At 65.3% G+C, this 26,733-nt stretch carries 30 protein-coding genes; 14 read left to right on the top strand and 16 right to left on the bottom strand.

Translation table 11 applies throughout. The annotated features are described in order from the left end of the window. The first annotated feature begins 381 nt into the window (after window positions 1–381). Window positions 382–813 carry a heavy metal-responsive transcriptional regulator gene (locus NI2_RS05015; RefSeq protein ID WP_067486455.1) on the top strand — a complete coding sequence of 144 codons (432 nt, stop codon included), beginning with the start codon at window positions 382–384 and terminating at the stop codon, window positions 811–813. A gap of 297 nt (window positions 814–1,110) precedes the next feature. After that, window positions 1,111–1,659 (top strand): VldE C-terminal domain-containing protein, encoded by a 549-nt coding sequence (locus NI2_RS05010; RefSeq protein ID WP_084475918.1) that lies wholly within the window; start codon window positions 1,111–1,113, stop codon window positions 1,657–1,659. On the opposite strand, the gene NI2_RS05005 is transcribed toward NI2_RS05010, so the two are convergent. The 4 genes from NI2_RS05005 to NI2_RS04990 all read right to left on the bottom strand — a co-directional run bounded on the left by NI2_RS05005 (window position 1,649) and on the right by NI2_RS04990 (window position 6,991). Continuing rightward, a complete protein-coding gene (locus NI2_RS05005) occupies window positions 1,649–2,914 on the bottom strand; it encodes an MFS transporter (RefSeq protein ID WP_067486449.1) in 1,266 nt (421 codons plus the stop codon). The genes NI2_RS05010 and NI2_RS05005 overlap by 11 nt on opposite strands. Further along, complete coding sequence (locus NI2_RS05000; RefSeq protein ID WP_067486446.1) at window positions 2,911–4,053, bottom strand: PLP-dependent cysteine synthase family protein; 1,143 nt, start codon at window positions 4,051–4,053, stop codon at window positions 2,911–2,913. Before NI2_RS05000 ends, NI2_RS05005 begins: the two co-directional genes overlap by 4 nt. Before the next feature lie 85 nt (window positions 4,054–4,138). After that, on the bottom strand, window positions 4,139–4,513 hold the full coding sequence (locus NI2_RS34710; RefSeq protein ID WP_166655769.1) for a hypothetical protein: 375 nt from the start codon (window positions 4,511–4,513) through the stop codon (window positions 4,139–4,141). Window positions 4,514–4,720: 207 nt separating this feature from the next. Beyond that, on the bottom strand, window positions 4,721–6,991 hold the full coding sequence (locus NI2_RS04990; RefSeq protein WP_067487052.1) for a SulP family inorganic anion transporter: 2,271 nt from the start codon (window positions 6,989–6,991) through the stop codon (window positions 4,721–4,723). A 412-nt stretch (window positions 6,992–7,403) separates the two neighbouring features. On the opposite strand from NI2_RS04990, the gene NI2_RS04985 reads away from it, so the two are divergent. The 6 genes from NI2_RS04985 (at window position 7,404) to NI2_RS04960 (ending at window position 11,850) form a co-directional block, all read left to right on the top strand. After that, window positions 7,404–7,766, top strand: a complete 363-nt coding sequence (locus NI2_RS04985) for a BlaI/MecI/CopY family transcriptional regulator (protein ID WP_067486440.1) — start codon at window positions 7,404–7,406, stop codon at window positions 7,764–7,766. Between the two features lie 80 nt (window positions 7,767–7,846). Next, window positions 7,847–8,704 carry a M56 family metallopeptidase gene (locus NI2_RS04980; protein ID WP_243749901.1) on the top strand — a complete coding sequence of 286 codons (858 nt, stop codon included), beginning with the start codon at window positions 7,847–7,849 and terminating at the stop codon, window positions 8,702–8,704. A 117-nt stretch (window positions 8,705–8,821) separates the two neighbouring features. Continuing rightward, complete coding sequence (locus tag NI2_RS04975) at window positions 8,822–9,373, top strand: copper resistance CopC family protein (RefSeq protein WP_243749900.1); 552 nt, start codon at window positions 8,822–8,824, stop codon at window positions 9,371–9,373. Window positions 9,374–9,398: 25 nt separating this feature from the next. Beyond that, entirely contained in the window at window positions 9,399–10,400 is a 1,002-nt protein-coding gene (locus tag NI2_RS04970) for a cytochrome c oxidase assembly protein (RefSeq protein WP_067486432.1), read from the top strand. Then, complete coding sequence (locus NI2_RS04965) at window positions 10,397–11,158, top strand: thioredoxin-like domain-containing protein (protein ID WP_067486429.1); 762 nt, start codon at window positions 10,397–10,399, stop codon at window positions 11,156–11,158. Before NI2_RS04970 ends, NI2_RS04965 begins: the two co-directional genes overlap by 4 nt. Window positions 11,159–11,214: 56 nt before the next feature. Further along, window positions 11,215–11,850, top strand: a complete 636-nt coding sequence (locus tag NI2_RS04960) for a DUF305 domain-containing protein (RefSeq protein ID WP_243749898.1) — start codon at window positions 11,215–11,217, stop codon at window positions 11,848–11,850. Window positions 11,851–11,872: 22 nt separating this feature from the next. Here the strand turns inward: NI2_RS04960 and NI2_RS04955 are convergent, their stop codons facing one another. Next, window positions 11,873–12,796, bottom strand: coding sequence for a cation diffusion facilitator family transporter (locus NI2_RS04955; RefSeq protein WP_067486423.1), 924 nt, complete (start codon window positions 12,794–12,796; stop codon window positions 11,873–11,875). A gap of 181 nt (window positions 12,797–12,977) precedes the next feature. Here NI2_RS04955 and NI2_RS04950 point away from each other — a divergent pair, with 181 nt between their 5' ends. The 4 genes from NI2_RS04950 (at window position 12,978) to NI2_RS04935 (ending at window position 16,559) form a co-directional block, all read left to right on the top strand. Next, a complete protein-coding gene (locus tag NI2_RS04950; protein ID WP_067486420.1) occupies window positions 12,978–14,018 on the top strand; it encodes a multicopper oxidase domain-containing protein in 1,041 nt (346 codons plus the stop codon). Next, on the top strand, window positions 14,018–15,202 hold the full coding sequence (locus NI2_RS04945) for a ZIP family metal transporter (RefSeq protein WP_067486417.1): 1,185 nt from the start codon (window positions 14,018–14,020) through the stop codon (window positions 15,200–15,202). Before NI2_RS04950 ends, NI2_RS04945 begins: the two co-directional genes overlap by 1 nt. Further along, the gene (locus NI2_RS04940; RefSeq protein ID WP_067486414.1) at window positions 15,199–15,600 is read left to right on the top strand and encodes a Rieske (2Fe-2S) protein; all 402 of its coding nucleotides are present in this window, start codon (window positions 15,199–15,201) and stop codon (window positions 15,598–15,600) included. Before NI2_RS04945 ends, NI2_RS04940 begins: the two co-directional genes overlap by 4 nt. A 164-nt stretch (window positions 15,601–15,764) precedes the next feature. Then, window positions 15,765–16,559, top strand: coding sequence for a M23 family metallopeptidase (locus NI2_RS04935; RefSeq protein ID WP_067486412.1), 795 nt, complete (start codon window positions 15,765–15,767; stop codon window positions 16,557–16,559). A 54-nt stretch (window positions 16,560–16,613) separates the two neighbouring features. Here the strand turns inward: NI2_RS04935 and NI2_RS04930 are convergent, their stop codons facing one another. From NI2_RS04930 to NI2_RS04880, 11 genes are all read right to left on the bottom strand, one after another. Beyond that, the gene (locus tag NI2_RS04930) at window positions 16,614–17,609 is read right to left on the bottom strand and encodes an alkylmercury lyase family protein (protein WP_067486409.1); all 996 of its coding nucleotides are present in this window, start codon (window positions 17,607–17,609) and stop codon (window positions 16,614–16,616) included. Then, window positions 17,606–18,007: a MerR family transcriptional regulator gene (locus NI2_RS04925; RefSeq protein WP_067486407.1), complete on the bottom strand. Its 402-nt coding sequence runs from the start codon at window positions 18,005–18,007 to the stop codon at window positions 17,606–17,608. Before NI2_RS04925 ends, NI2_RS04930 begins: the two co-directional genes overlap by 4 nt. Before the next feature lie 108 nt (window positions 18,008–18,115). After that, the gene (locus NI2_RS04920) at window positions 18,116–18,919 is read right to left on the bottom strand and encodes a cytochrome c biogenesis CcdA family protein (RefSeq protein WP_067486404.1); all 804 of its coding nucleotides are present in this window, start codon (window positions 18,917–18,919) and stop codon (window positions 18,116–18,118) included. Next, a complete protein-coding gene (locus NI2_RS04915) occupies window positions 18,916–19,569 on the bottom strand; it encodes a TlpA disulfide reductase family protein (RefSeq protein ID WP_157104648.1) in 654 nt (217 codons plus the stop codon). Before NI2_RS04915 ends, NI2_RS04920 begins: the two co-directional genes overlap by 4 nt. After that, window positions 19,566–20,090, bottom strand: a complete 525-nt coding sequence (locus NI2_RS04910) for a TlpA family protein disulfide reductase (RefSeq protein ID WP_307656498.1) — start codon at window positions 20,088–20,090, stop codon at window positions 19,566–19,568. The genes NI2_RS04915 and NI2_RS04910 overlap by 4 nt, the downstream gene beginning before the upstream one ends. A gap of 190 nt (window positions 20,091–20,280) precedes the next feature. Then, window positions 20,281–20,853 carry a vitamin K epoxide reductase family protein gene (locus tag NI2_RS04905; RefSeq protein ID WP_243749897.1) on the bottom strand — a complete coding sequence of 191 codons (573 nt, stop codon included), beginning with the start codon at window positions 20,851–20,853 and terminating at the stop codon, window positions 20,281–20,283. Between the two features lie 49 nt (window positions 20,854–20,902). Beyond that, on the bottom strand, window positions 20,903–21,595 hold the full coding sequence (locus NI2_RS04900; protein WP_067486396.1) for a DsbA family protein: 693 nt from the start codon (window positions 21,593–21,595) through the stop codon (window positions 20,903–20,905). 175 nt (window positions 21,596–21,770) lie between these two features. Next, window positions 21,771–22,223, bottom strand: coding sequence for a hypothetical protein (locus tag NI2_RS04895; protein ID WP_133734025.1), 453 nt, complete (start codon window positions 22,221–22,223; stop codon window positions 21,771–21,773). An 80-nt stretch (window positions 22,224–22,303) separates the two neighbouring features. Continuing rightward, on the bottom strand, window positions 22,304–22,942 hold the full coding sequence (locus NI2_RS04890; RefSeq protein ID WP_067486391.1) for a class I SAM-dependent methyltransferase: 639 nt from the start codon (window positions 22,940–22,942) through the stop codon (window positions 22,304–22,306). Window positions 22,943–23,027: 85 nt separating this feature from the next. Beyond that, a complete protein-coding gene (locus NI2_RS04885; RefSeq protein WP_067486388.1) occupies window positions 23,028–23,378 on the bottom strand; it encodes a DUF3703 domain-containing protein in 351 nt (116 codons plus the stop codon). 42 nt (window positions 23,379–23,420) lie between these two features. Next, window positions 23,421–24,044: an HXXEE domain-containing protein gene (locus tag NI2_RS04880; protein ID WP_133734024.1), complete on the bottom strand. Its 624-nt coding sequence runs from the start codon at window positions 24,042–24,044 to the stop codon at window positions 23,421–23,423. Between the two features lie 164 nt (window positions 24,045–24,208). On the opposite strand from NI2_RS04880, the gene NI2_RS04875 reads away from it, so the two are divergent. Both NI2_RS04875 and NI2_RS04870 read left to right on the top strand, forming a co-directional pair. After that, window positions 24,209–26,356: an MMPL family transporter gene (locus NI2_RS04875; RefSeq protein ID WP_084475915.1), complete on the top strand. Its 2,148-nt coding sequence runs from the start codon at window positions 24,209–24,211 to the stop codon at window positions 26,354–26,356. Between the two features lie 64 nt (window positions 26,357–26,420). Then, window positions 26,421–26,687, top strand: a complete 267-nt coding sequence (locus tag NI2_RS04870) for a metal-sensitive transcriptional regulator (protein ID WP_067487046.1) — start codon at window positions 26,421–26,423, stop codon at window positions 26,685–26,687. Window positions 26,688–26,733 lie beyond the last annotated feature (46 nt).

Raw genomic sequence — 26,733 nt, 5'->3', positions numbered from 1 at the left:
CGCCGCGGGGTATCTAGCACGAGGGTGGTGCCGGTCTTTTGGCGGTGCGCATGACCTGGACACCAGGTATCTCGACCAGAACGTCGTAGATAAGCAGGGCCGAGGACACCCACATGGTCGGCCCTTGCGGACCCGAGCCATGAGTGTCAGGAACACCGCAAGCATGCGATCGCGAACCCAGCGGCGAGTATCTCTGACGCCGGGAATTCTTGGGCGCCGCCGCGGATGCGTCTTCGCATGCCGTTCGGCTGGACAGCCTGCATGCTGTCGCCGGGCAAGCGACGAGACTCGTTCTGCCTCGTTGCCAGCGGCGGGGAGGCAGGGAGGCCGAACCGAGCGACCCCGGATCCGTAGTATTTTCGTTGAGAGGAGGACAGGCTGATGAAGATCGGTGAACTCGCCGCCGCCAGCGGACTCATACCGACCACAATCCGGTTCTACGAGAGCCAGGGGCTGATGCCCGAGCCCGACCGCACCCCCAGCGGTTACCGCGACTATACGAACGAACACCTCACCAGACTGCAGTTCATCCGCCGTGCCCAAACCGCCGGGCTGTCCCTGCGTGAAGCCGGTGAGATCCTGGATATCCACGACGGAGGCGAGCAACCCTGCGGGCACGTTCGCGAGGTCCTGGCGACCCGCCTCGACCAGGTGCGCGCGCAGATCAGCGAGCTTCTCACCCTCGAGTCCCACCTTCAAGACCTGCTCCACACAGCTCGCGGCGCGGCTCCGAGCTCACACGACACCGCCGCCGTGTGCTGGATCCTCGAAGCCGAGCCCGCAGACCACCAGACCGCCAAGCACCACGGCTGACGGCTATCACCCACAGCGCAAATCTTTCTTGCAAGGCGGTCGGGCGAGTTGGCGCAGCGTGACCTGCAGTCCCGGGTGCCTCAGCAAGGGGCCGGGCATACGCGGTGGCGGGCCCACCTGTTCCGGCTTTTACTCTTGCTGTTCCCCATGACTTTCTCGCGACCGTCTCGTAATATTGCACCGGCCCATTCTCGACGGTAGCTGGTCATTGAAACGTCCGGTCAACATCGCAGTCCTGCGGCGCCCACAGGCCGCGCCTCCCTGGTTGTGTGCAGCCTCGCCGCGACTGTTCCCGCGATGATCTGGATGGCGTTGCGGCCGAGCGGGTCCGAGGTCCAGCAGGTCAGCGCGGTCGCGCCGCTGGCGCCGTCGGCGATCGAGCTCGATACGCTGCCCACACTGGCGCATGACGCGCCGCCAGAGCCGGGGCTTCCTCGCGTCGCCGCAGACGACGAAGAGGCGAAGCTGTCGGCTCTGAAGGCGAAAACCCCCTGCGGAACGCAATGGAAGGGCACCCGGCCGCATGTCGCGCAGGTCAGTAACATGGTGCAGCAGATGTTCGGGATTTCCGACATCGGTGGCGCGCAGGGGCGCTACGACGGTGATCACGGTGCTGGTCTCGCGCTCGACATCATGACGCCGAATCCGGCCCAGGGCGATGCGATCGCTGCTTTTGTGCTGGCCAACAAGGCGCGGTTCGGTGTCAACTATGTGATCTGGCAGCAGCGTTACAACGATGGCGGCGGGTGGTCGTACATGGAGGACCGTGGTAGCCCAACCCAGAATCACTACGACCATGTGCATGTTTCGTTCGCCTCGTCCGGGGCAGCGAATCTTATGTGCTGATCAGGGGTTTGGTGTGCGATTTGGCTCTGCCGAGTGCTCCGGATCTGTTGAGCAGGCCGAGTGCTGTCGTGGTGATCGCGCCTATCACGATCAGTCCTGCCCAAGCCAGCGCGTCGAGCCCGGCACGATGAGCAGCGCCCAGCAACGCCCCGGTCCCGAGGTTTCCCAGCAGGATTCCGATTCCCACGATGGTGTTGTAGAACCCGTAGTGTGTTGCCACCAGCCGTCCGCCTGACAGCGCGACGATGGTGTCCATTTCGAACGGGAAGACCGCGGCGCTGGCTACGGCCAGGACTGCCGCCGACACCAGCAACGCGATGATCGCGACGGCGGGACCGAACCGGCCCGGGCCCGGCACCAGCAGCAATGGCACGAAGGCGACGGCGAGGGTTCCCACGCCGATCACCAGCCCGAGTCTGCTGCCGAAACGAGCCTCGAACCACCGCGTGATCCGAAGTTGTCCCGCGACAGCGACTGTCGCGTTGACAACGAACAACGCAGCTACCAATGGTGCGGCGGCACCATCGCTGAGGTATTCGGCGTGCAACGGCAACGCCAGATACACCTGAAACGACAGGACGTAGGAGCCGGTCATCGCTACCGCGAACCACATAAACGCGTTGTTCGATGTGATGCTCGCCCAATCCTTCCAGACCGATACTCGGTCGATGACGGGCTTTCCGCGACCAGCTGGTAGGGCTGCCAGTTGTCCGATTGTCAGCACAGCGAACACTGCGGCGGCCGCTGCGGCGGCCACGCGGAAATCCAATGCCAGCAATGCGATCCCGGCCAGTGGGCCCGCCAGAATCCCGGCTTGGTAGAACACGTTGAACATCGCGAAGGCCGGAACCCGGCGTTCACCAGCTTCGGCGGCTAGATAGGCACGCACCGCCGGGTTGAACAACGCACCGGCGAATCCTGTTGCCGCGGAGGCGATCAGCAGAGCGGGCAACGTTTCGACGACAGCGAGCAACCCGAAGCCCGCCGTGCGCAACAGACAGCCGGCCACGATGAGTGGTTTGTAGCCGAGGCGGTCGGCGAGGGTGCCGCCGATCAGGAACATCCCCTGTTGGGAGAAGTTCCGCACCCCGAGCACCAGGCCGACCGTCCAGGCGGCAAGACCCAGCGATCCGGAGAGATAGCCAGCCAGGTAAGGCATCAGCATGTAGAAGCCGAGGTTGATCGCGAACTGATTGACCATCAGCATGCGAGTGACCTTGTTGTAGCTGCCGAAGCTGCGGACGATCTCGATCATCGCGCGCTCCGCGAGAAGCTCTGCGGTTCGATTGGTTTCGGCTGGCGCGGGTCGACGACGTCGGCGCAGCGAGTCCATGTTCGGACCACTTGATCGCCAGGATGGGCGATGGTGGTCGGTTCGATCGGAGGGTTGGTGTGCAGCAACCCGTTTCGGTGGCAGTAGTCGTCGTTGAAGACGGTGTCGTAGTACCGGTGCGGTCCGTCGGGAAAGACAGCGGCGAATCGGGTATCGGATGAGTACTGCGACGCAGCCCATCCTGCGACCAGCGCGACGGCTCCGACGCTCCAGCCGCCGGTAGCGTGGTGGGTGCTCGCCAGGGCGCGGGCCGCCCAGACGGCTTCTGACGGCGCTACCCAGTGCACTTCGTCGAAGGCGTCGTAGTCGATGTTGCTGGGGTAGATGCTCGAGCCGAGCCCACGCATGAGGCGGGTTCCTGCCGGTTGCCCGAATATCGTCGAGGAGATGGTGTCGACCCCGATCAGCTTCAGGTGCGGGTGAAACCGGCGTAGTACCCGGGTGATTCCGGCGGAGTGCCCGCCGGTGCCGACCGAGCACACCAGTACGTCGACTCGGCCCAGTTGGGCGACCAGTTCCAGTGCAAGGGAGTCGTAGGCGTCGACGTTGTCGGGGTTGTTGTATTGGTCTGGGCACCATGCCGACGGGTCGGCGTCGAGAAGCTCCGATACCCGGTCACAGCGTGCACGCTGCCAGCCGCCGTCGGGGTGCGGGTCGGTGACCAGGTCGATATGGGTGCCGTAGGCGGCGAGCAGGCTGCGCATCAGAGGTTCCATACCCGGGTCGGTGACCAACGTGACCGGATGCTTGAAGAAGGTGCCTGCCAGTGCCAATCCCAATCCGAGTGTGCCGCTGGTGGACTCGATGATCAGAGCGCTAGGCTGGAGATCGCCGCGTGCGCGGGCTCGGGCGACCATGTGCAGGCCGGGGCGATCTTTCATTCCGCCGGGGTTGGCTCCTTCGAGTTTCGCCCAGAACCCGTGGCCGTGTGGGGCCAGCGGCGCCCCGACCCACAACACGGGGGTGTTGCCGACCAAGGCGTCGGGCCGTAGGCACCTCGCCCCGGTGGTGAGCAGGTTGGCGGGGGTGATTCGCAGTTCGTCGAGCAAAGCGTCGTCCATGAAGATTCCGTTCTGTTCGCCAAGCGTTGGACCAGGCCGCGACCACCGGCCGACACTGTGTAGGTGTTGGCCTGGCGCTTGCCTGTCAGCGACGGCAAATACAGTTCCGGAGAAGACGTTCGGCTCCGCTGTCGGTTCGAGCCGCGCTCGATTGTGGTGGTCCGCGCAGTCGGGATATCGGCGCAGAGTCTGCGTCGAACAACGGGTCTGCGGCGACGGTGCTCGCGTTACCGGTCTCGTCGGTGCGGGTCAGGACCGCTTCTATCCGGACGCCATCGTGCGGACAGCGCGTTGCGCCGTCGAGGTCGGTGTGGCTGCAGTCAGAGGCGGTGACCGCGCCGTCGGCGCGGGTCGCCAGTGCAGCCGAGTGGTGATGTGCGATGGACACTGGGTCACGAGCTTCGAGCAGTCTGCAGTCGGCGATCCCCAGGGTCAGGACGAGACCGGCGAGGAACAGCACAGCGCCGCACCACACGCTCGGGACGCGCACCCTGTGCCACACGCTCGGGACGCGCACCCTGTGCCACACGGCAGCCGATCGTACGCCGCTGTGATCTTGAAAACGCCAGACGCATTGTCGCGGCGGCATGCCGTGCCCACTCTCCTCACTAGGGGTGCCCGGCCCACAATCCGACGGGACTGCGAGCCGGGCCGAGGTGATGCTCGGTCAGACGGGCGCGGCATCCGGGATGAGTTCGTCGTGGTGTGCGGTGACGGTGTCGGATCCGACGTGCCACACGGTGGCGGTCGCGATGTCGAAGAACAAGCCCGCGATATGGACCTCGCCGGTGGCTGCCGCGGCGGCTACGACCGGATGCCTGCGCGCGGTCTCGACCTGGATCGCGACGTTGACCATACTCAACTGGTCGCGTGCATCGAACCCGGCCGCCGCGGCAGCGGCAGCAACCGGGTGCCCGGTGAGGTAGGCGTGCACACTGGGTTCGGCGTGGTCGAGCCACCCACGAATGCTCGGGGACACCGTGGCGTCGCCCAGCAGCGCACCCATCGCGCCGCAACCGGAGTGGCCGCAGATGATCACCGAAGACACCGCGAGCTCTTCCACCGCGAAAGCCAATGCCGCCTCGGCTGAGGGGTCGGCGCTATCGGCGGGTATCAGGTTGCCGACATTGCGAACGGTGAACAGGTCGCCGGGACCGCTGTGAGTGATGACGTTGGGTACCAGACGCGAATCGGCACAGGTCAGGAACAGCGAATTCGGGGCCTGACCGTCGCGCAGGTCATTGAGGTGGGCGCGAACCATGGGTGCGTGACGGCGTTGATAGCGCGAGATTCCGTCGAGGATGGGCCGCAGCGCGCCAACGGACAGCAACGCTGCAGAGTCGGTGTCGGTGTTCTGCCACGCCTTCCACGGCTCCAAACCCCGCGCCTGCGCTGACGATCCCCGCTGCGGCGGGCCAAGGGCCGTGGCCGAGAGTGTGTCCGAGCCGAGTTCGTCGATGAGGACGGTACCGCCGGTTTCGCGGTGGCGGCGTTCCCATTCGTGCAGTACCTCCGTCGCCGCGTGGTCGATGAAGTCGACGGTCAGTTCAACGGTCACATCGGTACCTGCGGGCACGGAGTCCAGCGCGCTCGACAGCTTCGGCAGCGAAAGGAAGCTGCAGGTTCCTTCGATGACGACTCTCCAGCGCCGCGAATCCACGTCGCCCACCTGCTCTGCGTGGATGTCGGCGCGGGCGGCACGCCAGACGACGAGCGCGATCGCGACGACCAGACCGACGAGGACGCCTTCGAGCAGGTTGAGGAACATCACCCCGGCCACGGTGATCAGGTAAACCCACAAGTCACCGGTGCGGTGCGCCAGCCTGATGTGGGCGAGTTTGACCAGCTGGATGCCGATGACGATCAGTAGTCCGGCGAGTGCGGCCTTCGGAATCTGTTGCACGACTCCGGCCAGCAGCACCGAGAAGAGCAGAACCCACACACCGTGCAGAATCGTCGATGCCTTGGACTTCGCACCAGCGGCGACATTGGTCGCACTACGCACGATGACACCGGTGATCGGAAGCCCGCCGAGCATCCCGGAGGCGATATTCGCGGTGCCCTGACCGACGAGCTCCCGGTTCAGATCAGTGCGCGAACCGGAGTGCATCTTGTCCACCGCCACCGCGGAGAGCAGGCTCTCCACACTCGCGATCAACGCCACGGTCAACACGCCGGTCGCTACCGCGAGCCACTTGCCATCGGGCAACGTCGGCAGGGTGATCGCGTCGAACAGCGACCCGTCCATCACGATTCGCTCGACACCCAGCGGCGCCACCAACGAAACGATCGTCGCGGCGACCACCGCGACCAGCGCCCCGGGAACGCGTCCCAGCGCGCCGGGCACCTTCTTCCAGAACAGCAGCGTCACGATGACGATGAGGCCGATCACCACGTCGCCCCAGTGCAGGCGCGTCAACTGCGCGGGCAGCTGACTGAGGTTCTGCCACACCGAACTTCGCGACGTTCCACCGAGCAGAACATGTACCTGCTGCAGCGCGATCGTGATACCGATGCCCGCGAGCATCGCGTGGACAACCACCGGGGAAATGGCCAACGCGGCGCGCGCGACACGGCTGAGGCCGAACAGGATCTGCAGCACACCCGCGGCGACGGTGATCGCGCAGGTGACCTGCCACCCGAACTCGGCGACCAGCTCGGCGACGACGACGGTCAAGCCCGCAGCGGGACCGCTGGCGAGCATCGGCGAGCCACCCACGGCACCCGCAACGATGCCGCCGATGACCGCCGCGATCAAACCGGCCATGATCGGCGCGTCGGAGGCGATAGCGATACCGAGAGACAACGGCAACGCGACCAGGAACACCACCACAGAGGCGGGCAGATCATGGCGGAGCACGCCACGAAGCCGTTCGCCGAGTGGGGATGGTGATCCTTGTGAGTCGCCTGCGCTCTCGGGCGCCTCGGCCTGGGTCATGATTGTTTCCTCCACCGGTCGGTTTGGGCCGTTGACGGTCTGCCGTCGACGGTCGGAGCTCAGTGCGGATCGGTACGCACCGATCGCTTCCGCGAGGCCCGACGGACGATGGTTTCCCTGCCGGGGGAAGCCATCGTGCCCGTCGGGCATGTGCCTGAACCTGATGAGGGGACGAGCGGCACGCCCCGAAACCATAGGGTCTCAACGACGTTGGGATCCGTTGCCCACGTCACAATCCAGCTAACTCTAAGTCACTTCTCAGGATCAACTATGTTTCATAGTACTTAGCGGCGCGTAGTTCTTAGGGTGCGTCCCAGCGGGCGGTGTTGGGTTGCACGCGGGCAATCGGCGATAGTTGATCGGACGCGTCTGTACCGCAGCAAGTGAACGGCGCACGCAGGAAGGGCAGGCGATGAACGGATTGGGCACCTTGGAGGCCCGAGTGATGGACGTACTCTGGGGTACCTCCGAGGCGCTCACCGTGCGCGACATCTTGGAGCGGCTTCCCGACCCCTACGCCTACACCACCATTCTGACGGTTTTGACTCACCTCCACGAGAAGGAGTGGGTAGTGCGAGTGATGCATCGTCGGGCATATCTCTACCGGCCCGCACGCTCGCGAGCGGAAGCGACCGCCGAGGTCGTCCGCGGCATCATCGACTCCAGCAACGACCCGGAGTCGGTGCTTCTGCACTTGGCGTCGATCGTGACGGAGGCCGAATCCGAAGCGTTCCACCGCGGGCGCACCCGCCCCGCGAAGCGATCCAAGAAATGATCATCGCCTTGGGTGCGGCCTGGGCCGCGGCACTGTTGTGCGTCGCGGCGCCGGGAGTCCTGCACCGCATCACGCCGACAATGACGCCTCGTGCCGCTGTCGCGGCCTGGCTGATCTGCCTGTTCTCGGTCGTTGCGCTCGCTGGCACGGCGGTAACGGCGGCGGTCTGGCCCGGGCATGCGCCGGGCGTGGGTGTCGCCGAAGCGGCAACGCAGTGCCTGACCCGCGTGGTCCATTCGGTGCCCGGCTGGATGGTCGATCCGCTGACCGGCGTTGTTGTGGTCGTCGTGGTCAGCCTTGGCATTCGGGTCGCCGCCAGTGCACGGCGGCATGCCCGGGCCGGAGCTCGCGTGCGCGCCTACCACCGCGATGTCGTCAGCGTGGTGGCTCGTCGTGGCGGCGAGGAGGTGCCGGTGATGTGGCTCGATCATCCCAAGCCGATGGCGTACAGCGTCGACGGCCGCCCCGGGATGGTCGTGGCGACCGAGGGACTGGCCAATACGCTCAATGATGGTGAGCGGCGCGCCGTCCTGGCGCACGAATACGCCCATCTGCGCGGCGGCCATCATCGCCTGATCAGAAGCTGCGAAGTCCTGGCTGCGGCACTGCCGTGGATCCCACTGTTCGCCAAGGCGCCGCGAGCGGTCGCCGCGTTGGCCGAGTTCGCCGCCGACGACTCCGCCGCGACGGCCACCAGCCCCGCGACAATCCGCTCAGCCCTGTGCATAGTCGCGGCCTCGACCAGCAACCAGCCTTCCGCCACTCTCTCACTGGGCGGACAGGTCCTTCAGCAACGTTTACACCGGCTGAACGGCTCGAACCCACCGCGACGGTCATCGCGCTGGATAGCGGTGGGCTTCTCCTCGGTCTTCGCCGCGACCGCCGCACCAGCTGGAATGCTCGCCTGCGCCGCGATCGCCTGCCTGCTCGTGCCCTGACCAAGCCTGGACGCCAGGCATCAACTATGTAGCATAGTTGCCGGTGCCCGATTACAGACGGCGCCGCGCGGCGACGAATGCCTCCGCGGAACGCGCACGATTTCGGGAGGCCCGGGAATGATTCGACGCAGCGTCGTTGTCGCCATGCTGACAGCGCTGGGATTGGCGCTGATCGGCGGCCAGGCACAGGCGCACAGCAAGCTCGACAGTTCCGTTCCGGCGGCGGGGGCCACCGTCAACACTGCCCTGACCATGATCGAATTGACGTTCAATCAGGAGATCGGGACGGAATTCGCCAACGTCGGCCTGACCGATTCCAGCGGTGCCAGCTGGGGAGCCCAGGTGTCCAAGGTCGAGGGCAAGACAGTGCGCGTCGCAGTGAGCCCGTCGATGCCGCCGCAGCAATACACCGTGGCCTACCGGGTCGTCTCCGACGACGGCCATCCGATCACCGGATCCTACGAATTCACCTACGCCGCCCCGTCCGCGGCGCCGACCGAGGCACAGCAGAACTCGCCGTCGGCCCCGACGTCCGTGGTAGCCGGTGAACCTGCGGCTACCTCTTCGTCCTCGAGTGGGCTCCCGTGGCCGCTGATCGGCGTGATGGTGGCGCTCGTCCTCGGTGGCGCTGCCGTGACCCTGCGGGCAAGCAAACGATCGGGACGCTGAGGTCCATCCCGAAAGCCTCATCGCCATGATTGCCCTGGATCCGGTCGCCTTCTCGATCACCGTGCCGAACACGCCGCCCTCGATCGGTTCGATGCTGGCGTGGTATCCCCAACCGCTCCCCATTCTTCCGATTTTGGCGGGTGTGGCCGCGGTGACCTATCTGTTCGGTCTCGCCCGGCTGCGGCGGTTGCGTCGCCCCTGGCCGTGGTGGCGGACCGCGTGCTTCCTCGGCGGCTGCCTGCTGTTGGCCGCGACGACCGGTTTGGGGATCGAAGGCTACGGATACCAACTGTTCAGCGTGTGGATGTTCCAACACCTGACACTGTCGATGACGATCCCGCCGCTACTGGTATGGGGTTGTCCCGGTGTGATGCTGCTTCGGGCGACACCGCACCACGGTCTCGGGCGCATCGTCCTCGCCGTGGCGGTCAGTGGGTTACGCAGCCGAATGGCGCGCTGGGTGCTCCATCCCGGGTTCACCATTCCGCTGTTTCTGTTCAGCTATTACGGCATCTATCTGTCACCGGTATTCGACAAGGTCGGCTCCACTGTCCTAGGCCACCAAGCGCTCGAATTGTTCTTCCTGCTCAGTGGGCTGCTGTTCATCGTGCCGATCCTGTCGGTCGGCCCGCTCCCCATCCGTCAGACCAACCTCGGCCGGTTCTTCGACCTGTTCGTGGAGATGCCGCTGCACGTGTTCTTCGGCGTCATTCTGATGATGGCCACCACGCCCCTGGTCGGACTGTTCGCTACGCCACCGCCGGACTGGGGCATCGACGCGATGCGGGATCAATACCTGGCCGGAGCGCTGGCCTGGTCCTACGGCGAGCCGGTCGCACTCGTCGTGGTCATCGTCTTCGCGATCCGCTGGCGTCGCGACGAGCAGCACGAGAACGCCGTCGCCGATCACCGCGCCGATCGAGTCGGCGATGCCGACCTCGCTGCCTACAACGCCTTCCTGAAAGACCTCCACCCGGCCGGCCATCCCACGCGTGCCGGTTCGACAGCGCGAAGGAACACCGAATGAGCAACAAGTCCCGCCGGACCCCGAAGCGGGCCCCCGTCGGCAACCTCGGCCGCCGACAGCCGCCTTGGGCACTGATCGGGGGCGCGGTCGCCATCCTTGTGTTGGTTGCCGGGCTCGCCTGGCACTTCGTGCCCAAGTCTCGCGAGTTCGCCGAAGCCCAACGCTATGTTCCCGGCAGCAGTCAACCTGATCCGTCCGACCTCATCGACGGGGTGACCAAACAGCAGTACCCGGCCGGCAGTCACGTGCGCGCGACACAGCGAGTCGCCTACGACCAGGCCCCGCCCTTCGGCGGACCCCACGATCAGAGCTGGGCGACCTGCACCGGCGAGGTCTACACCAACCCGATTCGCAGCGAGAACGCCGTTCATTCACTCGAACACGGCGCCATCTGGATCACCTACAACGCCGACCGGCTCGATGCCGCGGACATCGCCGCCTTGCGCGCCGAGGTCGACGGCAAGCCCTACATGTTCATGTCGCCCTACCCGAACCTGGATTCGACTGTGACACTGCAGTCTTGGGGTCACCAGCTCGAACTCGACAGCGTCGAGGATCCCCGCATCCGACGATTCGTCACCGCCCTGCGCCAGAACCCGAACACCCATCCAGAGCCGGGCGCCAGTTGCGCCACCTCCGGGACCGGATTCGACCCCGATGCTCCGCCGCCTTTCGATCCCAGCCCGCCGGGACCCGACGCAGTCCCACTCGCTCCCGCCGACAGCGGATCAACCGATCCTTCCGGAGGCCCGCGGTGACATCGGAGCTCCCCAAGCCCTCGTCCACGACGCCGCAGCGGCCCCGATCGATACCGGTGATCGCCACGACCGTGGTGGTCACGCTGGTTATCGGCGTGCTCGCGGGCCTGTGGCTACGCGGACTGGTCACCGCCGACGCGGCGGAAACACCACTCTCTGTCGTTGACGTGGGGTTCGCCCAGGATATGGCGACTCACCACAATCAAGCCGTCGAGATGTCTGCGACGGCCTTGGAACATGCGGTCGATCCAGCCGTGCGCACGTTGGCTTTCGACGTTCTGACCAGCCAGCAGAGCCAACTCGGGATGATGCGCGGCTGGCTGATGCTCTGGAATCAACCGATATCGGCCGAGCAACCGATGCGGTGGATGAGTCCCGCGGACCCGCATGCTGCGGGCTCGGAGCACAAGATGCCCGAGCAGGAATCGATGAGGATGCCCGGCATGGCCACCACCGAGGAACTCGCCGAGCTCCGCAGAGCACGAGGTACCGCCTTCGACACCCTGTATCTACAACTGCTGTTGCGCCACCACGAAGGCGGCCTCACGATGGCCCGCGCGGCCCGCGACACTGCCACAGTTGCGGCAGTCGCGACCCTTGCCAAACAGATCGATACTGCTCAGTCCGCAGAATCGCAGGCCCTTCGAGACATGCTCACCCAGCGCGGGGCACCCACTCTGCCGCTGAACTGACCGCACGATCAAGCGACCAGATCTACCAAGACTGCTTCCTGCACTCCGCGGCCATGCCGACCGGCTCGACCTGAAGGGTGGCGTGATGAAGTTCGAACGATTCGGCCAGCACATGCTTGGCCGCGCCCAACACGGCATCAGGGTCGGCGGCATCGTCGATCGCCAGGTGCGCCGAGGCGACTTCCATGCCGGGAGTCAGGGTCCACACGTGCAGGTCGTGTACTTCCCGCACACCGTCCACGCCCTCCAGAGCTGCGGTGACCTCGGCGATGTCCAAGCCGGTCGGCGCATGCTGGAACAGGATTCGCAGGGCTTGTTTGCCCAGGTTGTAGGCACGCGGCAAGACGAAAAGCCCGATGAGGACGCCGATGACCGGGTCGGCGTAGCGCCAGCCGAAGATCAATGTCACCAGACCGCTGATGAGCACACCGATCGACCCCAGCATGTCGGCCATCACTTCCAGATACGCACCGCGCACATTGAGACTGTCTTTCGCGCCGCTGCGCAGCACCAGCAGCGCAGCCACGTTCATCAACAGACCGACGATGGCGACGATCACGACGGGAAGGCCGGGCACCTCCGGCGGCTCCGACAGTCGACCGAGCGCTTCGTAGAGCACCCAGCCCGCCACGCCGAAGAGCAGCACCGCGTTGAACAGCGCGGCGAGGACCTCGGCGCGATACATCCCGAACGACCGGTCGCTGCGGCGTACGGTGCGGCGCGCGACCAAGATCGCCACCAGGGCCATCACCACACCGAAAACGTCGGTGAACACATGAGCCGAATCCGACAACAGAGCCAGCGACGAGGTCGACAGACCCACCAGGAGCTGGGTGACGAAGGTGATCAGACCCAGCCCGATCGCTATCGCCAGCCGCCATACGTACTTGCTGGATGCGCTGGTCGCCTCCGACGCCGAGACCCCGTGGTCATGGCTGTGGCCCATGATGACTCCTCCTTCGAACAGGTCGCTGGATACATATTAACATGCGCATGTAACCACTACAGGATCGAGCGGCGGCATGTTGCCCGCCACTCCGCGCCCCCACCAGGTGGTTCGTGTTGTCAGTCCGGCTAGATTTCGGGGTGTTGAATCAATTTTTTCGGTGTGCCAAACTATGCAGGTTATGAGTGAACCGAACCGCCGATTCCTGTTGGGTAGCGCGCTGGCAGGGAGCGCCGGTCTGGCGCTCGCCGGGCGGGCTGTGCTCGACGCGTCACCGGCAAGAGCACAGGCGCAGCCCACCTCCGGACACAGCGGATCCCATGGCGGGGGCGCCAGTGGACCGACCTTCCGGATCGGCCAGGTCGTCGATCATGATGCAAACGGATTCAACCCGACCCAGGTGCTGCGCGACTTCGATTACGGCAAAACCACGCGGCTGCCCGACGGGCGGACCCTGCGCGAGTGGGAGGTCTACGCCAGCGACGAGGACATCGAGGTCGCACCGGGTGTCACCTTCCCGGCGTGGACGCTCAACGCGCGCATCCCCGGCCCGACCCTGCGCTGTCGGGAAGGTGAACTGCTGCGGGTGCATTTCCGCAACGGCTCGAAGCATCCGCATACCCTGCACTTCCACGGGATCCACCCGGCCGAGATGGACGGCATCGCTGGATTAGGTGCTGGGATCATCGAACCGGGACAGTCCACGACCTACGAGTTCGACGCGACCCCGTTCGGGTTGCACCTGTTCCACTGCCACGTCGGTCCGTTGGCCGAGCACATCGCCCGCGGAATGTACGGCACGTTCATCGTCGACCCACCCCAGCCGCGCCCACCCGCGGACGAGATGGTCATGGTCATGCACGGCTACAACACCACCTTCGACGGCGAGGGCAACCAGCTCTACGCGGTCAACGGGATCCCGTTCCACTACATGCACGAACCGGTGCGGGTGAAACGCAACGAACTCGTCCGGATCTACCTGGTCAACGTGCTCGAGTACGACCCGATCAACAGCTTCCACGTGCACGGCAACTTCTTCGACTACTACCCCACCGGCACCCGGCTGCAGTCCTCGGAATTCACCGACACGATCGTGCAGGGTCAAGGCCAGCGCGGGATCTGCGAAATGCGCTTTCCGAATCCGGGCAAATACATGTTCCACGCCCACAAAACCGAGTTCGCCGAACTGGGCTGGATGGGGTTCTTCGAGGTGAGTGACTGATGAGTACCCCCGACACCCGCAAACCTGCCTGGGCCCTCGGGCTCGGCACCGGGCTGCTACTGATCCTCGCCTTGGCCGGCCTCGCCTTCGTCGGTGGACGTAGCCTGCCCGAACGTACCGGTCCCCCGATCGAGGAGATCGGCGTCGAACGCGTTGTACTGCAACCTGGTTCGATCGAACTCGGCATCCGCAACACCGGCGCGGATCCGATCCGGATCGGGCAGGTCTTCGTCAACGACGCCTACGTCGATTTCACCGGGCCGGTCGAGGAGATCGGGCGACTGCGCTCGGCACAGTTTCGCTTGGACTATCCCTGGCAGGACGGTCAGCCCTACAAGATCTCGATGCTGACCTCCACCGGGCTGGTGATCGAGCACGACATCGCCGCCGCGGTGCAGACCCCGCAGGCGGGAGCGTCGTTCTTCGGGCTGATGGCCCTGCTCGGCACCTACGTGGGCATCATTCCCGTGGTGCTCGGCATGTTGTTCCTTCCGTTCCTGCGCACGGTCGGCGGGGCAACAGTGCGGGTACTGCTCGCTTTCACCGTTGGGCTGTTGGCATTTCTCGCCTGGGAAGGCACCAGCGAAGGCTTCGAGCTGGCAGGCGCCTCCGGAAGCCCGTTCGGCGGTGCGGAACTCGTCGTCCTCGGTGCAGCACTGGCCTTCTTGACGCTGACCGCGATCGACCACTGGCTGCGAACCCGCAGACAGCAAGCCGCCGCGAGCGGACAGGCCAGCGGCCTGCGCCTCGCGCTGATGATCTCCATCGGCATCGGCTTGCACAACCTCGGCGAAGGGCTCGCCATCGGATCCGCTTACGCAGTGGGCGAACTCGCACTCGGAGCCTTTCTCGTCATCGGCTTCACCATCCAGAACACCACCGAAGGCCTGGCGGTCGTCGCTCCGCTGACCGAGCGACGGCCACCGCTGCTCAGGCTGCTCGGACTGGGGTTGATCGCCGGAGCTCCCGCGATCGTGGGCGCGGTCATCGGCGCCGGTGCCAACAATCCCGAACTGTCGGCATTGCTGCTCGGCATCGGCGTAGGTGCCATTGTCCAGGTGATCGTGCAGATCGCGCCGAGCCTGCGCGAACCGGGCACCACCTCGGTCAGAGCCCGAACCCTCGCCGGTATCGGGGTGGGCATGCTGACGATGTACGCGACCGGACTGCTGGTGGCCGGATGAGCACCGAACCCACCACAGCGATCACCCGCCGAACCGCCATCGCAGGAGGTTGCGCCGTCTGCGCGATCGTCGCCACCGGGTGCGCCACCGGACGAGCCGACCAGGAACGACAACCGGCCAGAATTCCGGCCAACCGCATCGAAATCGGCGGCGCCACAGCATTTCCCGAACATCGAATCGTGGTCACCCAGCCCAGCGCCGGGGTGTACAGGGCCTATTCAGCGATCTGCACCCACCAGGGGTGCAGCGTCACCGACATCGCCGGTGACGTCATGAAGTGCCCGTGCCACGGAAGCACCTTCAAACTCACCGACGGATCCGTGGCCAAGGGCCCGGCGCGGGAACCACTGGCCGAACTCACCGTAACCGTCCAGGGCGACACCTTGACGGTCCAGTGACCCCCGCTCCTTCGATCATTTCAAGGTTCACGAGCAGTCGCCAATATGGTCGCAAATTGGTCACGACCAGGTACAGTTTGCGTCACGTCGTAGCAGGCAGATGGCGTTAACCAGCCCAACTCGACCCGCATCACGACCGCTCAGATCGACGTTAGGACCCAGCTGTGCCGCACCATCGAATGACCTCCGGTTCCATCACTGTCAAGGAACTGCTCGGTGGTGTCACCGAAGAACCCCGGGCCAAGCACCGGCTGGCCACGGACTCCACGGACAAGTTCAAGGGAATGGCGGGAGTAGCGGTCGCCGCCGGGGCTCTACTCGGCACGATTGCCCAGGCCGCGCCCGCGATGGCGACCACAGACCTTGGCGCCGAAGGACTTTCCGACTCCGTCGACCGTCCTGCCCCGGCTCCCGTCGCAGCACCGGTCGCCGCCCCGTTCGGTCTGGCGGGCCTGCCTGCCGAACTCGCCGGACCACTCGCGCAGGCCGAGCAGATCATCAAAGATCTCCAAGCGGTCCCGTCCGCGGTAGCACCGCAGACCGCAGCACCCGCGCCTGCGGTGCTTCCCGTCGGAGGTGAAATCAGCTCCGGGTACGGCAGCCGTTGGGGCGCGTTCCACTACGGTGTCGACATCGCCGACGCGCTCGGAGCGCCGATCCAGTCCGCGATGGGCGGCACCGTGATCGAAGCAGGCCCGGCGTCCGGGTTCGGCCAATGGGTGCGCGTGCAGCAGGACGACGGCACGATCGCCGTCTATGGCCACATCAACGAGTACTACGTGCAAGCCGGAGACCGGGTCAACGCCGGTGACGTGATCGCCGCAGTCGGCAACCGCGGCCAGTCCACCGGCCCCCACCTGCACCTCGAGATCTGGGACCAGAACAGCAACAAGATCGATCCCGTCGCCTGGCTGGCGGGCAACGGTGTGATCACCGAACAGCGTTGGGGCTCCGACTGATCCTCGGTCGGCCGTGTAACCGATCCGGCTGTTCTCATCTGCTGTGACAGATGGTCACGGACGTAGCAGTTGTCCGAAAATGGCGTTGCCGAGGTCATGTGCCTCAGTGAGGTCTACAACGGTGCCGCTGATAGCCGGATGAGTGGCTGCCCAGGATTGGCTGCTCTCGCGGTCGGGGAAGAAGTTCAAACAGCTGCAGCAGGTCTCGGCGGAAGGACCCTGCGCGGCTTGCCCGCCGACGAACACGACGGCGGTGGTTGGGGTCGCGGTCAACTGCTGGTCACGAACGGCGACGGTGATGGGTTGCCCGGTATCGGGGGCCGTGGTCTCGATCGTGGTGTCGGCGCCGAGCATGGCGGACATGCCCAACGCGTCGATGGCACACATGGCGTAGACGGTCGCGCCACCGTCGATATGGACTCGGTGTGCGGTCGGCACAGCAGAGAACGGGTACGCCGCAGCGATCGCACCCGAGCTGTCGAGCCGGATCACATCGCCCTCATGTAGTCGGCGTAGCACCTGCGGCACAGAGACGTCCGCGCCGAAGATGGTGGCAAGTTCGTCGACAGTGGGCGCTCCACCTGTGGCGGCGAAGCCACGCAGAACGGCTTGATGAAAGGCCTTCTCGAACGCGTCGACGGGTTGGGCGCGGCCACGCCAGGCAGTCAATGAGTCAGCTACCGATTCCGGAACGGGGCCGGGACAGCACGCCGCCGGTCCGTCCTCCGACTCCGAGACCGGTGATGTGGTGATGGACAATGCTTCGCGAATCGCCGCGACCGAGGGTGCGCCGTCGATTCCGCCGTCGTTGGTGCGGTAGAGCCGGCACGAAATACTCGGGGATTGTCCCGGCACCGCGAACGGATCGCGGCCTTCGACCAGAAGAGTGGGTGAGCCGGTCATTCCGGCGTCGGCGGCCTGACCGGCGTCCTTGATAATCCGGTGGGCGAGGTCGATAACGATTCCCGTGCCTGCGATGGCCTGGCGCAGGCGTTGTTCGAGCACGGCCACGTTCGGACAGTCGGTAACCTGCAAGATTTCCAGCTTCACGAAATGTCCTCCTGATGCAGAGTGGAAAGGATCGGGCACGAGCGCTGCGCGCGCGGCATCTCACAGGTGCGAGTCAGCTCACCAAGTGACTGTTGCATCCGCTGCAACTCCGAGATCCGTTGCGCCAGTTGATCGATACGCGCCTGTGCCACAACGCGTGCGGTGCCACAATCGTCGGGGCCGCCGTCTGCCAGGTGCAGTAACTCCCTGATCTCCGCGAGGCTGAACCCCAACTCCTGGGCGCGTTTGACGAACCGCACCACCGAGACCGCCTCGTCCGGATAGTCGCGATAGCCCGCAGGGGATCGAAGCGGCAGCGCCAGTAGGCCGCGACCTTCGTAGTACCGCAGGGTCTGCGCGTTCACACCGGCCTGTACGGCCAACTCACCTGTACGCATACCAACATTCTCACCCCGGTACCCGACTACAGGGTCAACCCCATCCCCGCCGAGTACACAGTGCCGTCAGAGCTGGAATCATGACAATTCCGCCGAGCAGCCGCTGCGTCATATCGGCAGCACGACCGAGGTGACGAATTCGTTGCGCATCCAGCCGATGAACACGGCCCACACTCCGCTGACCAGCGCAGTGCCCACCAGGATGAGCATGACCCCACCGGCGACCTGGATGGTCCGGGAATGTCGGCGCAGCCACCCGACACCACGCAACGCTTTCGCGGATCCGAAGCCGAGAACGATGAACGGTGATCCGAGCCCGACGCAGTAGGCGACGATCAGCGCCACGCCCCGGGCGGCGGTCGTGCCCTCGGTTCCGGCCGCGACCGAGAGAACCCCCGCGAGAGTCGGTCCCAGACACGGCGTCCAGCCCAACCCGAACACTCCTCCGAGTAGAGGCGCTCCGGCCAGGGAGGAAATTCGCAACGGGGCGAAGCGGGTGTCCTTCTGCAGCGCCGGGATGAGCCCGACGAACGCCAACCCCATCACGATCGTGATCACTCCACCGAGGCGTTGGAGCAGATCCTCGTTGATCCGCAGCGCTCCGATCACCCCGAATACCGACGCGGTGGCCAGGACGAAGACGACGGTGAATCCGGCGACGAACAGCGCTGCCGCGCCGGCCACGCGCCATCGGTCTGCTGCTGAGTCCGGCTCGTCGTCGCCCGCGGGTGAGCTACTGGCACCGGATACACCAGCGAGGTAGGACAGGTATCCGGGAACCAGCGGCACAACACACGGCGAGGCGAACGAAACGAGCCCGGCGAGCACGCAGGCGGCGAGCGCGAGCAGCAGTGGCCCGGTCGCGGCGGCGGTCTGAAAGCTGGTGCCGATCTCCTGGGCGAGCGCTGTCATCGTCCTGCCGCCACACGTTCGATCACCGGTTGCAGATCCTCAGCCAGCAGGGCACGCAGGAACACTGCCGCGACACGGTGCTGTCGGTCCAGGATCAGGGTGGACGGGATGACGCTGGTGGGATAGCTGCCGCCGAGCGCGATCAGCGTGCGCATTGAGGGGTCATAAATCGACGGATAACCGATCTTGTAGTCAATGACGAAATCCTGCGCTTTGTCACGCTGGGGATCGCGGACGTTTATCCCCAGGAACTGCACGCCCATGTTCTTGGTGGCCGCATATACGCGTTCGAGGTCGTCGGCTTCAGCTCGGCAAGGCCCACACCATTGACCCCACAGGTTGATCACCACCACCTGGCCGTCGTAGTCGGCCACCGACACCGTCTTGTCCTCGGCCATGAGATCGGGCCCCGACAGGGCCCCGATCTGCCCGCGACTGTCCGGCGGGTCGTAGAAGATGTCGGTCTGCCCGCCCGGGGAAACGAAATCGAACGTGCCGCCACCGGTGGCGACCGAATCCGAGCCGGAAGCACAACCCGTCACGGCGATCACCAAGCATGTACACAGGACGAGCACCGCAATCCACCGGGGTTGCCGAGCTGGTGTAGGGGTGGATCGTGGGAGTCTTTGCCTGCCTTGTCGCTCGATCATCGGGTCACCTCACTGATCGCGGCCCGAATCTGGGCGGGATTATCGAATACAGCTGGCGTGGTGATCCGCTCGACGGAACCATCCGGCTGGACAAGGAAACTCAGGGGCAACACCGGGGGCGCGGACAACGCCTTGCGCACGTCGCCGACATCGACGAACGACGCGTAACCGACACCCAACCCCGTAAACAGCTCCAGGGCGGCGACGGGGTTGTCTTGCAGATTGATCCCCACCACGCGAACTGAACCGGGCTCGTCCGCATACGTATCGAGCACAGGGATCTCTTCCCGACACGGCCCACACCAGGACGCCCAGAGATTTATCAGGGTGGGTTCACCGCTCAACGCGGCACCGAGGTCGACTGTATGAGGCGACCCAAGACAGCGTGCCGAGACGCCACTCAGTGGTGCGCCAGCTGGTGGCGGGACTGCGGGCGCCGGGCACCGTGTCAGCAGAGCCGCACCTGCTCGGGTGACTTCGGGAGCAACTGCGGCGGAGCCAGAGACCGCGTCTGGCGTCATGCCCCGTTGGGCGAACGGGGTCTCAGAGGTCGATCGCGGCCAGATCGCCACGATCAGCGCCACGATCACGACCAGAACAAGGACGAGCCATCGAGCTCTCGGCTGCACGGGTGATCCCTTCTTCATGACGCGACACCCCATCTACTACCTATCGTAGTATATGGCGTGTCGAGGTGCGGATTCCCAGCCTTCACAGCAGCGTGCTCCAGTAATCCCAGAAGCGGATGCCGATCAACGCAACGATGGTGAGGGCCCAGATGGTCAGCGCCACCCCGTGGTAGCCGACTGCGACGTCAGCGAGTCGACGTGCGGCGGCAGGGACAGGCAGGTCACCGACAACCACGTTGCGCAGGGTCACGTAACCGAAGATCGGGACGGTCACCACCCAGACCACCATGCAGTAGGGGCACAGGGCACCGATGTTGTAGAGCGTCTGGTAGATCAACCAGTGCACGAACACCACGCCGAAGCCGGCACCGGCTTGCAATCCCAGCCAGAACCAGCGCTGGAACCGTGCTCCGGCCAACAGCCCGGCGCCGACGGTGGTGACCACAGCGAACCCGGCGATCCCCAGCACAGGGTTGGGGAAGCCGAACACCGCTCCTTGCGGGCTGTCCATGACAGACCCGCACGACACGATCGGGTTCAGACTGCAGCTCGGTACATAGTCAGGGTTGCGCAATCGCGCCATCTTTTCCACGGTGAGTACGCTCGCGGCCATCGTGCCGAGCAGACCACCGATCAGTAGCAGCCAGGGCAGCAACCGTGGGAACGGGGCGCGGTAGCCCCTCGATTGCGTGGAAACGCTTGCCTCACTTGGCGAGTGCGGCATCGATGGCCCCGATGAAGTCTTCGGCGGATCGCGGTTGGAGCTTGGCGCCGTTGAGGAAGAAGGTGGGTGTCCCCGAAACTCCGAGGGTTCGGCCGTCTGCGACGTCGTCCTTGATCCGTTGCAGGGTGGCAGGATCGTTGTAGGCGCTGTCCCATTGGGTCATGTTCAACCCGAGATCGCTGGCGTAGCCACGAAAGACGTCATCCTTCGGAACACGTTGCTCGGCCCACTCGGTCTGCGTTTCATACATCTTCTTGTACATCGCTTCGAAGGCGCCCTGCCCTGCGGCGGCCTCCACCGCACGCGCCGCGCGTTCGGCGTTGAAGTGTGACGGAATCGGGAAGTAGCGCACTACGAATGTCACTCGCCCGCTGTAGGTTTCACGCAGTTGCTCCACGAAGGGGAAGGCTGCCCCGCAGGCCTCGCATTCGAAGTCGAGAAATTCCACCAGCGTGACCTTGCCGTCACTCACCGGGCCGACCCGGTGGCTGTTGTCGCGGACAACCAGGCTCTGCGTATCAGCGCCCGCGACGGGCTGATCTTCATCGGAGCCGGAGTTGATCGCGACAATCACGGCGGCTACCGCGAGGAAGACGGCAACGATCGCCGCCGAGATCACCAAGTTCCTCTTTCGGCGAGTGATCTCGCCGGTCTTGCTCTGCTTCTGCGACATCTCTGATCCTTAATGCCAGCGACAGACAACCCCGTCGCTGTTGGCCGATGGGATGGGCATGGTGCCGTGATGCGAACGCGACTCGGTCGCGACCAGGCAACTGCCATCGAAAGGACGCGTCGAGGCTGCCGAGATGTGATCACCGGCAACTGACGCGTTGAGAACTGCCGGGCTTCTATGTGCGCAACACGCAGAGCATGGCCAAACTGGGCGCATGGCAGCGCCGCTGGATGATCACCGGATGCGGTCCAGCGCGTGCAGGCGCAAGGAGAATCGGACGGGTACGCGCAGGCCACGTCACTGCGAGCAACACGCTCAGAAGCAGAACCAGACACAGACCGAGTGCCCCCACGGGAGCAACCGGATCCAGCATGGCGCCGCCGAGAAGATCAGCGGCAGCTTCGAAGTGCCCGACCACCTCTGACGTCGATGTCGCCGCAGCATCTCCATCCGTGACCGCGTTCGCGGCCAGGCCCGCGGTCGGGCATCGAAGGTCGTGGCCGAAGGCGCGAACCTGATCCGCGCACGGTGAGGTCTGCATCATCGCCAGCCCCACCAGCGCTGCCAACACCGCGATCAACCGCGCGAGTCCCACCCGCACGGCTACACCACGATGCCCGCTCTGCACGCCGCCAGGGTAGTAGATAACTCGCGATCGCCCCAGGCCGCCTGCGGACCGTGCCATGGAGGCGATCTGATGGTCGGCGGCTACGCGCGTTCCGCGGGCTTGTGCGCCCGAACCCGGAACGTAATCCCCCCGCGCCCGCTGCGCCGCGATTCGGTGATCACGAATCCGGCAGCTTCCAGGTAGGGAATCGGGTCACGCAGCAAGTGGTCGGCGCCGAACCGGACGCTGATCGGCTCGGCCAATCGCATCAACAGCCGCACCGGCGCGGAGGTGGACGGCCCGTGCTCAGCGAGCACGAACACCCCGCCCGGGATCAAGGCTCGGTAGGCCTGCGCACAGGCACGTCCCGGGTCGGGGATCGTGCAGAAACTGTAGGTCGACACCACGGTGTCGACGCTGGCGTCTGGCACATCCAGGTCCTGCACGTCGCCGACACGGAGTTGTACGGCCAGGTCGGGGCGGAGTGGGCGCCGCTGGGCGATATCGAGCACGCCTTGGGAGACGTCGACGCCGATGACGTGCTCGACCTCGCTACCATAGCGGGGCAGATTCAACCCTGTGCCCACGGCGAGTTCGAGGACCCTGCCCCTGGCGTGACCCACAGCCCAGCCGCGCGCGTCACCGAGCATCCACCGCTCGAACGCACCCATTTGACGGTCGTAGCGTGTGGCATTTCTGTCGAAGACCGCTGCGATGCGGTCGATACTCGGTTGCTGCATGATGCCTCTGTTCGACGGCCGACCCGGTGGGACCAAGTCTGCGCCGCAACATGGACGGCCACTATCGGGGAAACCCCTGAATTCTCTAGGTGGCGGCTGGGTGCAGTAGCGCGTCCAGGTCCGGCGGAGTCGGCATGATTTGGCGCAGACCAACTCTCGCGCGCCCGGTGTTGCCCTCGGGATAGTGTCCCGACAGCGATCCAGGGGCAGCGACGATGATCCGCACGACCTGGCCGAATGCCTCGCGACGATCACGTTGCCGCACCGCCAGCGCCAACATCGCGACGTGATTGCGGGTGTGCAGCCACGGGTCCGGCTGAGACAAGATGTGCGCACGTTCGAGATGGGCCCAGCGCCGATCGGGGTCGGCTACTGTGGCAGCGACTCGCATCTCGTCGAAGTAACGCGCGCGGGCCTGGGCGGGCAAGCGGGACATGGAGCGACCCTTTCCTGGGTGAGGTTGTGGTGGCCTCGTGCGTCAGCCGAGGAACAACACGCTGATCGCGGCCGCAGCGATGGCCGAGCCGATCGCGATCGCGGCGGCGAGTTGGGTTGCGGTGAGCACGCTTTCGCGGCGCACCCACGTGAGCAGCATCAGCGTGGCCGGCAGCGCGACCGTGGCAGCGGTGACCATTCCGGGTGAATAGTCTCCGAACCACGCCGCAGCGCCGAGGTGGAATATCGCGTTGACTGCGAACTGCCACTGCAACGCCACTGCGATCACGACCCACCCGGATGCCGCCCGAGGTCGCGTCGCCTGCCAGGAACAGAGCAAGACCAACAAGATCAGTGGGATATGGCTGAGCGCGAATGCCTCCGTGGTCAGCGGTGCGAAATGCAAGCTCGTCCAGGCGGCGAACCCCGGGATCTCCTCGAGGGTGTGCACCACGAAGACAACGAACGGCGCCCATAGCATCAAGGGTCGAAATTTCGAAAGATCCAGTGCCACAGCGGTATCCGGACGGGTTTCGAGCGTATCAGCCATCGAGATCTCCCTCATTCGTCCATGCATGCGAATATGACTATATTTGATCGAGCCGTGTTTCGCGGCCCTTTTCGACACTCGGACGCGGGCACACTTTCGCGCGTCAGCCGTGCTCACGTTCAGAGCGAGATCCCCACGGCGGGTCGACCCTCCCCGAGAGAGGCGACATCGACCAACCCTTCGACATATACCCCATGGGGTATCGTCTTCAAAAGACGAGATATACCCCCTGGGGTATATGACCCTTTGAAGATCGAGTAGCACTCGAAAGGCGGAAGAACATGACGGAGACAACGGTGCAGCCGCCGAGCACGGCGGGGCCCAGCAGGCCAGGGTCGTTGGCTCGGCTGGGGTCGGTGATGGCCGGTCGCGCGCGGGTGGTGGTCGGGGTGTGGCTGATGGTGCTCGTCGCACTGGGTTCCGTGGCACCGAGTGTCTTCAGCTCGTTGGCCGGTGCGGGGTGGCAGGCCAACGGCTCGGAATCGGTGCACGTCCGGGAGTTGGCTCAGCAGCATTTCGGCGGTAATTCCTCGGCGGCGGTGCAGGTGGTGGTGCATTCCGATACCGCGCAGGTCTCCGATCCGCAGATGCAGGCGGTGCTGGATGAGGCTTCGGCGGTGTTCGCCGGTGACTCCCGGTTCGGGGCTGTGCTGGAACCGCAACCGGGAATGAGTATCAGTCCGGACGGGCATACCGGGATCCTTATTGCGGGCGCCAATGCGTCAGCCGATGACATGGTGCGTGCTGTTGACGAGCACAAGGCGGCGTTGACCGGGCTCTCCGGTGACGGTGTCGAGGTCTATCCCACCGGCGCTTCGGCGTTGTGGAGTGATTTCAACAAGGCCAACCACGACGCGATGATTCAGGCGGAGTTGTTCTCGTGGCCGGTGACGCTGCTGATCATGGTCCTGGCGTTCGGTTCGCTGGTCGCGGCGGGGTTGCCGTTGTTGCTGACGGTGGCCGGGCTGGCGGCTTCGGCCGGCGGCCTGGTGTTGCTGAATCAGGTGACCCCGATCTCGGTGTGGGCGATGAACTTCGCGATGATGTTCGCCCTCGCGCTGGGCATCGACTACGCGCTGTTCATGGTGGCCCGGTTCCGCGATGCGCTGAGCAAGACCGCTGATGCGCGCCGCGCGGTCGCCGAGACGATGGCCACCGCGGGCAAGGCCGTGGTGTTGTCGGGTTTGACTGTGCTGGTGAGCCTTTCGGCGGTTCTGCTGGTCCCGGCGCCGGCGGTGCGGACGATGGCGGTGGGGATCATGCTCGCGGTCGCGGTCGTGCTGGCCGCAACCCTGACATTGCTGCCGGCGGCGCTGGGCGCGCTCGGTGGGCGGATCAATTCCGCGGCCTTACCGTATGCGACCCGTCAGGAGCACCGCTCGCCTCGGTTCGCACGGTGGGGACAGTTGCTACACGACCGACCGTGGCCGTTCGCGATCGCCGGGGCAGGAGTGTTGATCGTGCTGGCGCTGCCGGTTCTCGGGTTGAAGGTGGCGATGCCCTCGATCCAGGTGGTCCCCGAGCAGGCACCAGTGCGTCAAGGCTATGAGCTCGTTCAACGTCAACTCGGCGAGGGAGCGCCCGGTGCACTGCAGATCATCACCCCCGCCGATCAGGCCGACAGCACCGCCGAGGCGGCAGCGGGTGCGGGGATCGCGATGGTGACGCCCGCACAACCAGCCGTTGACGGTTCCGGGTGGGTCATGATGCAGGCCCTACCGGCTATGGATCCCTCCGACGAACGTATGAGCGCGGTCCTCGACGGGTTGCGAGACCGGTTGCCCGACCAAGCCATGGTCGGCGGCGCGCCCGCGGAGAACCTGGATCTGCAGCAGGCGCTGAACGACTACCTGCCGATCGTCATCTCGGTGATTCTGGTCCTGGGCTTCGTGTTGCTGCTGGTCGCGTTGCAAGCTCCGCTGATCGCAGCGCTGGGAACACTGGTCAGCCTCGGCTCCACCGCCGCGGCATTCGGCGTGGCGAAGCTGATCTTCCAGGACGGACACGGCGCGGGGCTGCTCGGCTTCACTCCCCAGGGGTTCCTCGACGGCTGGGGACCGGTGTTCTTCTTCGCCATGATCTTCGCCATCGCGATGGACTACACCGTGTTCCTGCTGGCCAGCGCCAAAGAACAGTTCGAACACACCGGCGACGCCCGGACCGCGGCAGTGGAAGGGCTGGCCCATTCCGGACGCGTGATCTTCGCCGCGGCGGCGGTCATGGTCGCGGTGTTCTTCACCTTCGCCCTCGCCGAACCGCTGCCCCCGAAGGAAATGGGCATCATCCTCGGTGTCGCCGTGCTGCTGGATGCCCTGGTCGTGCGGCTGGTCCTGCTGCCGGTCATCCTGCGTCTCACCGGCCGTACTGCCTGGTGGTCACCGGCCTGGCTGCGCCGAGTTCTGCCACGGATCAGTTTCGCCCATCACTGACGTGCCATAGTCAAATACCCCAGGGGGTATAGTGGGGGATCGGATGGCTATCAAGGAGGACGCCGTGGTCGGCGATGAAGACAGCATCAATCAGGTTCTCAACCGGCTGCGCCGTGCGAACGGTCAGCTCGCCGGGGTGATCACCATGATCGAGCAGGGTCGTGACTGCAAGGACGTGGTCACCCAGCTCGCGGCGGTTTCCCGCGCCCTGGACCGGGCCGGGTTCAAGATCCTGGCCACTGGATTACGGGAATGCCTCGATGCCTCGAAGGATTCCGGGGACCCGTTGACCGTGGCCGAACTCGAAAAATTGTTCCTGGCCCTCGCCTGATCCGCGGTGACCCACCCCGGACGGAGGGCCGATCCGACAAGGAGAT

It is taken from the genome of Nocardia ignorata NBRC 108230 (genome assembly GCF_001612905.1).
GTDB classification, from domain to species: Bacteria; Actinomycetota; Actinomycetes; order Mycobacteriales; family Mycobacteriaceae; genus Nocardia; species Nocardia ignorata.
Note: the sequence above shows the minus strand (reverse complement) of the source record. Positions and strands in the feature narration are given on the sequence as shown.

Bases quoted from the DNA above. Each gene is read 5' to 3' on its own strand.
- NI2_RS04970 (WP_067486432.1), top strand. From the start codon at position 9,399: ATGATTGCCCTGGATCCGGTCGCCTTCTCGATCACCGTGCCGAACACG.
- NI2_RS04980 (WP_243749901.1), top strand. From the start codon at position 7,847: ATGACGCCTCGTGCCGCTGTCGCGGCCTGGCTGATCTGCCTGTTCTCG.
- NI2_RS05005 (WP_067486449.1), bottom strand. From the start codon at position 2,914: ATGATCGAGATCGTCCGCAGCTTCGGCAGCTACAACAAGGTCACTCGC.
- NI2_RS04925 (WP_067486407.1), bottom strand. From the start codon at position 18,007: ATGCGTACAGGTGAGTTGGCCGTACAGGCCGGTGTGAACGCGCAGACC.
- NI2_RS05010 (WP_084475918.1), top strand. From the start codon at position 1,111: ATGATCTGGATGGCGTTGCGGCCGAGCGGGTCCGAGGTCCAGCAGGTC.
- NI2_RS04955 (WP_067486423.1), bottom strand. From the start codon at position 12,796: ATGGGCCACAGCCATGACCACGGGGTCTCGGCGTCGGAGGCGACCAGC.
- NI2_RS04990 (WP_067487052.1), bottom strand. From the start codon at position 6,991: ATGACCCAGGCCGAGGCGCCCGAGAGCGCAGGCGACTCACAAGGATCA.
- NI2_RS04945 (WP_067486417.1), top strand. From the start codon at position 14,018: ATGAGTACCCCCGACACCCGCAAACCTGCCTGGGCCCTCGGGCTCGGC.
- NI2_RS04900 (WP_067486396.1), bottom strand. From the start codon at position 21,595: ATGTCGCAGAAGCAGAGCAAGACCGGCGAGATCACTCGCCGAAAGAGG.
- NI2_RS04875 (WP_084475915.1), top strand. From the start codon at position 24,209: ATGACGGAGACAACGGTGCAGCCGCCGAGCACGGCGGGGCCCAGCAGG.
- NI2_RS04910 (WP_307656498.1), bottom strand. From the start codon at position 20,090: ATGACGCCAGACGCGGTCTCTGGCTCCGCCGCAGTTGCTCCCGAAGTC.
- NI2_RS05000 (WP_067486446.1), bottom strand. From the start codon at position 4,053: ATGGACGACGCTTTGCTCGACGAACTGCGAATCACCCCCGCCAACCTG.
- NI2_RS04975 (WP_243749900.1), top strand. From the start codon at position 8,822: ATGATTCGACGCAGCGTCGTTGTCGCCATGCTGACAGCGCTGGGATTG.
- NI2_RS04915 (WP_157104648.1), bottom strand. From the start codon at position 19,569: ATGATCGAGCGACAAGGCAGGCAAAGACTCCCACGATCCACCCCTACA.
- NI2_RS05015 (WP_067486455.1), top strand. From the start codon at position 382: ATGAAGATCGGTGAACTCGCCGCCGCCAGCGGACTCATACCGACCACA.
- NI2_RS04985 (WP_067486440.1), top strand. From the start codon at position 7,404: ATGAACGGATTGGGCACCTTGGAGGCCCGAGTGATGGACGTACTCTGG.
- NI2_RS04920 (WP_067486404.1), bottom strand. From the start codon at position 18,919: ATGACAGCGCTCGCCCAGGAGATCGGCACCAGCTTTCAGACCGCCGCC.
- NI2_RS04965 (WP_067486429.1), top strand. From the start codon at position 10,397: ATGAGCAACAAGTCCCGCCGGACCCCGAAGCGGGCCCCCGTCGGCAAC.
- NI2_RS04940 (WP_067486414.1), top strand. From the start codon at position 15,199: ATGAGCACCGAACCCACCACAGCGATCACCCGCCGAACCGCCATCGCA.
- NI2_RS04885 (WP_067486388.1), bottom strand. From the start codon at position 23,378: ATGTCCCGCTTGCCCGCCCAGGCCCGCGCGCGTTACTTCGACGAGATG.
- NI2_RS04950 (WP_067486420.1), top strand. From the start codon at position 12,978: ATGAGTGAACCGAACCGCCGATTCCTGTTGGGTAGCGCGCTGGCAGGG.
- NI2_RS04890 (WP_067486391.1), bottom strand. From the start codon at position 22,942: ATGCAGCAACCGAGTATCGACCGCATCGCAGCGGTCTTCGACAGAAAT.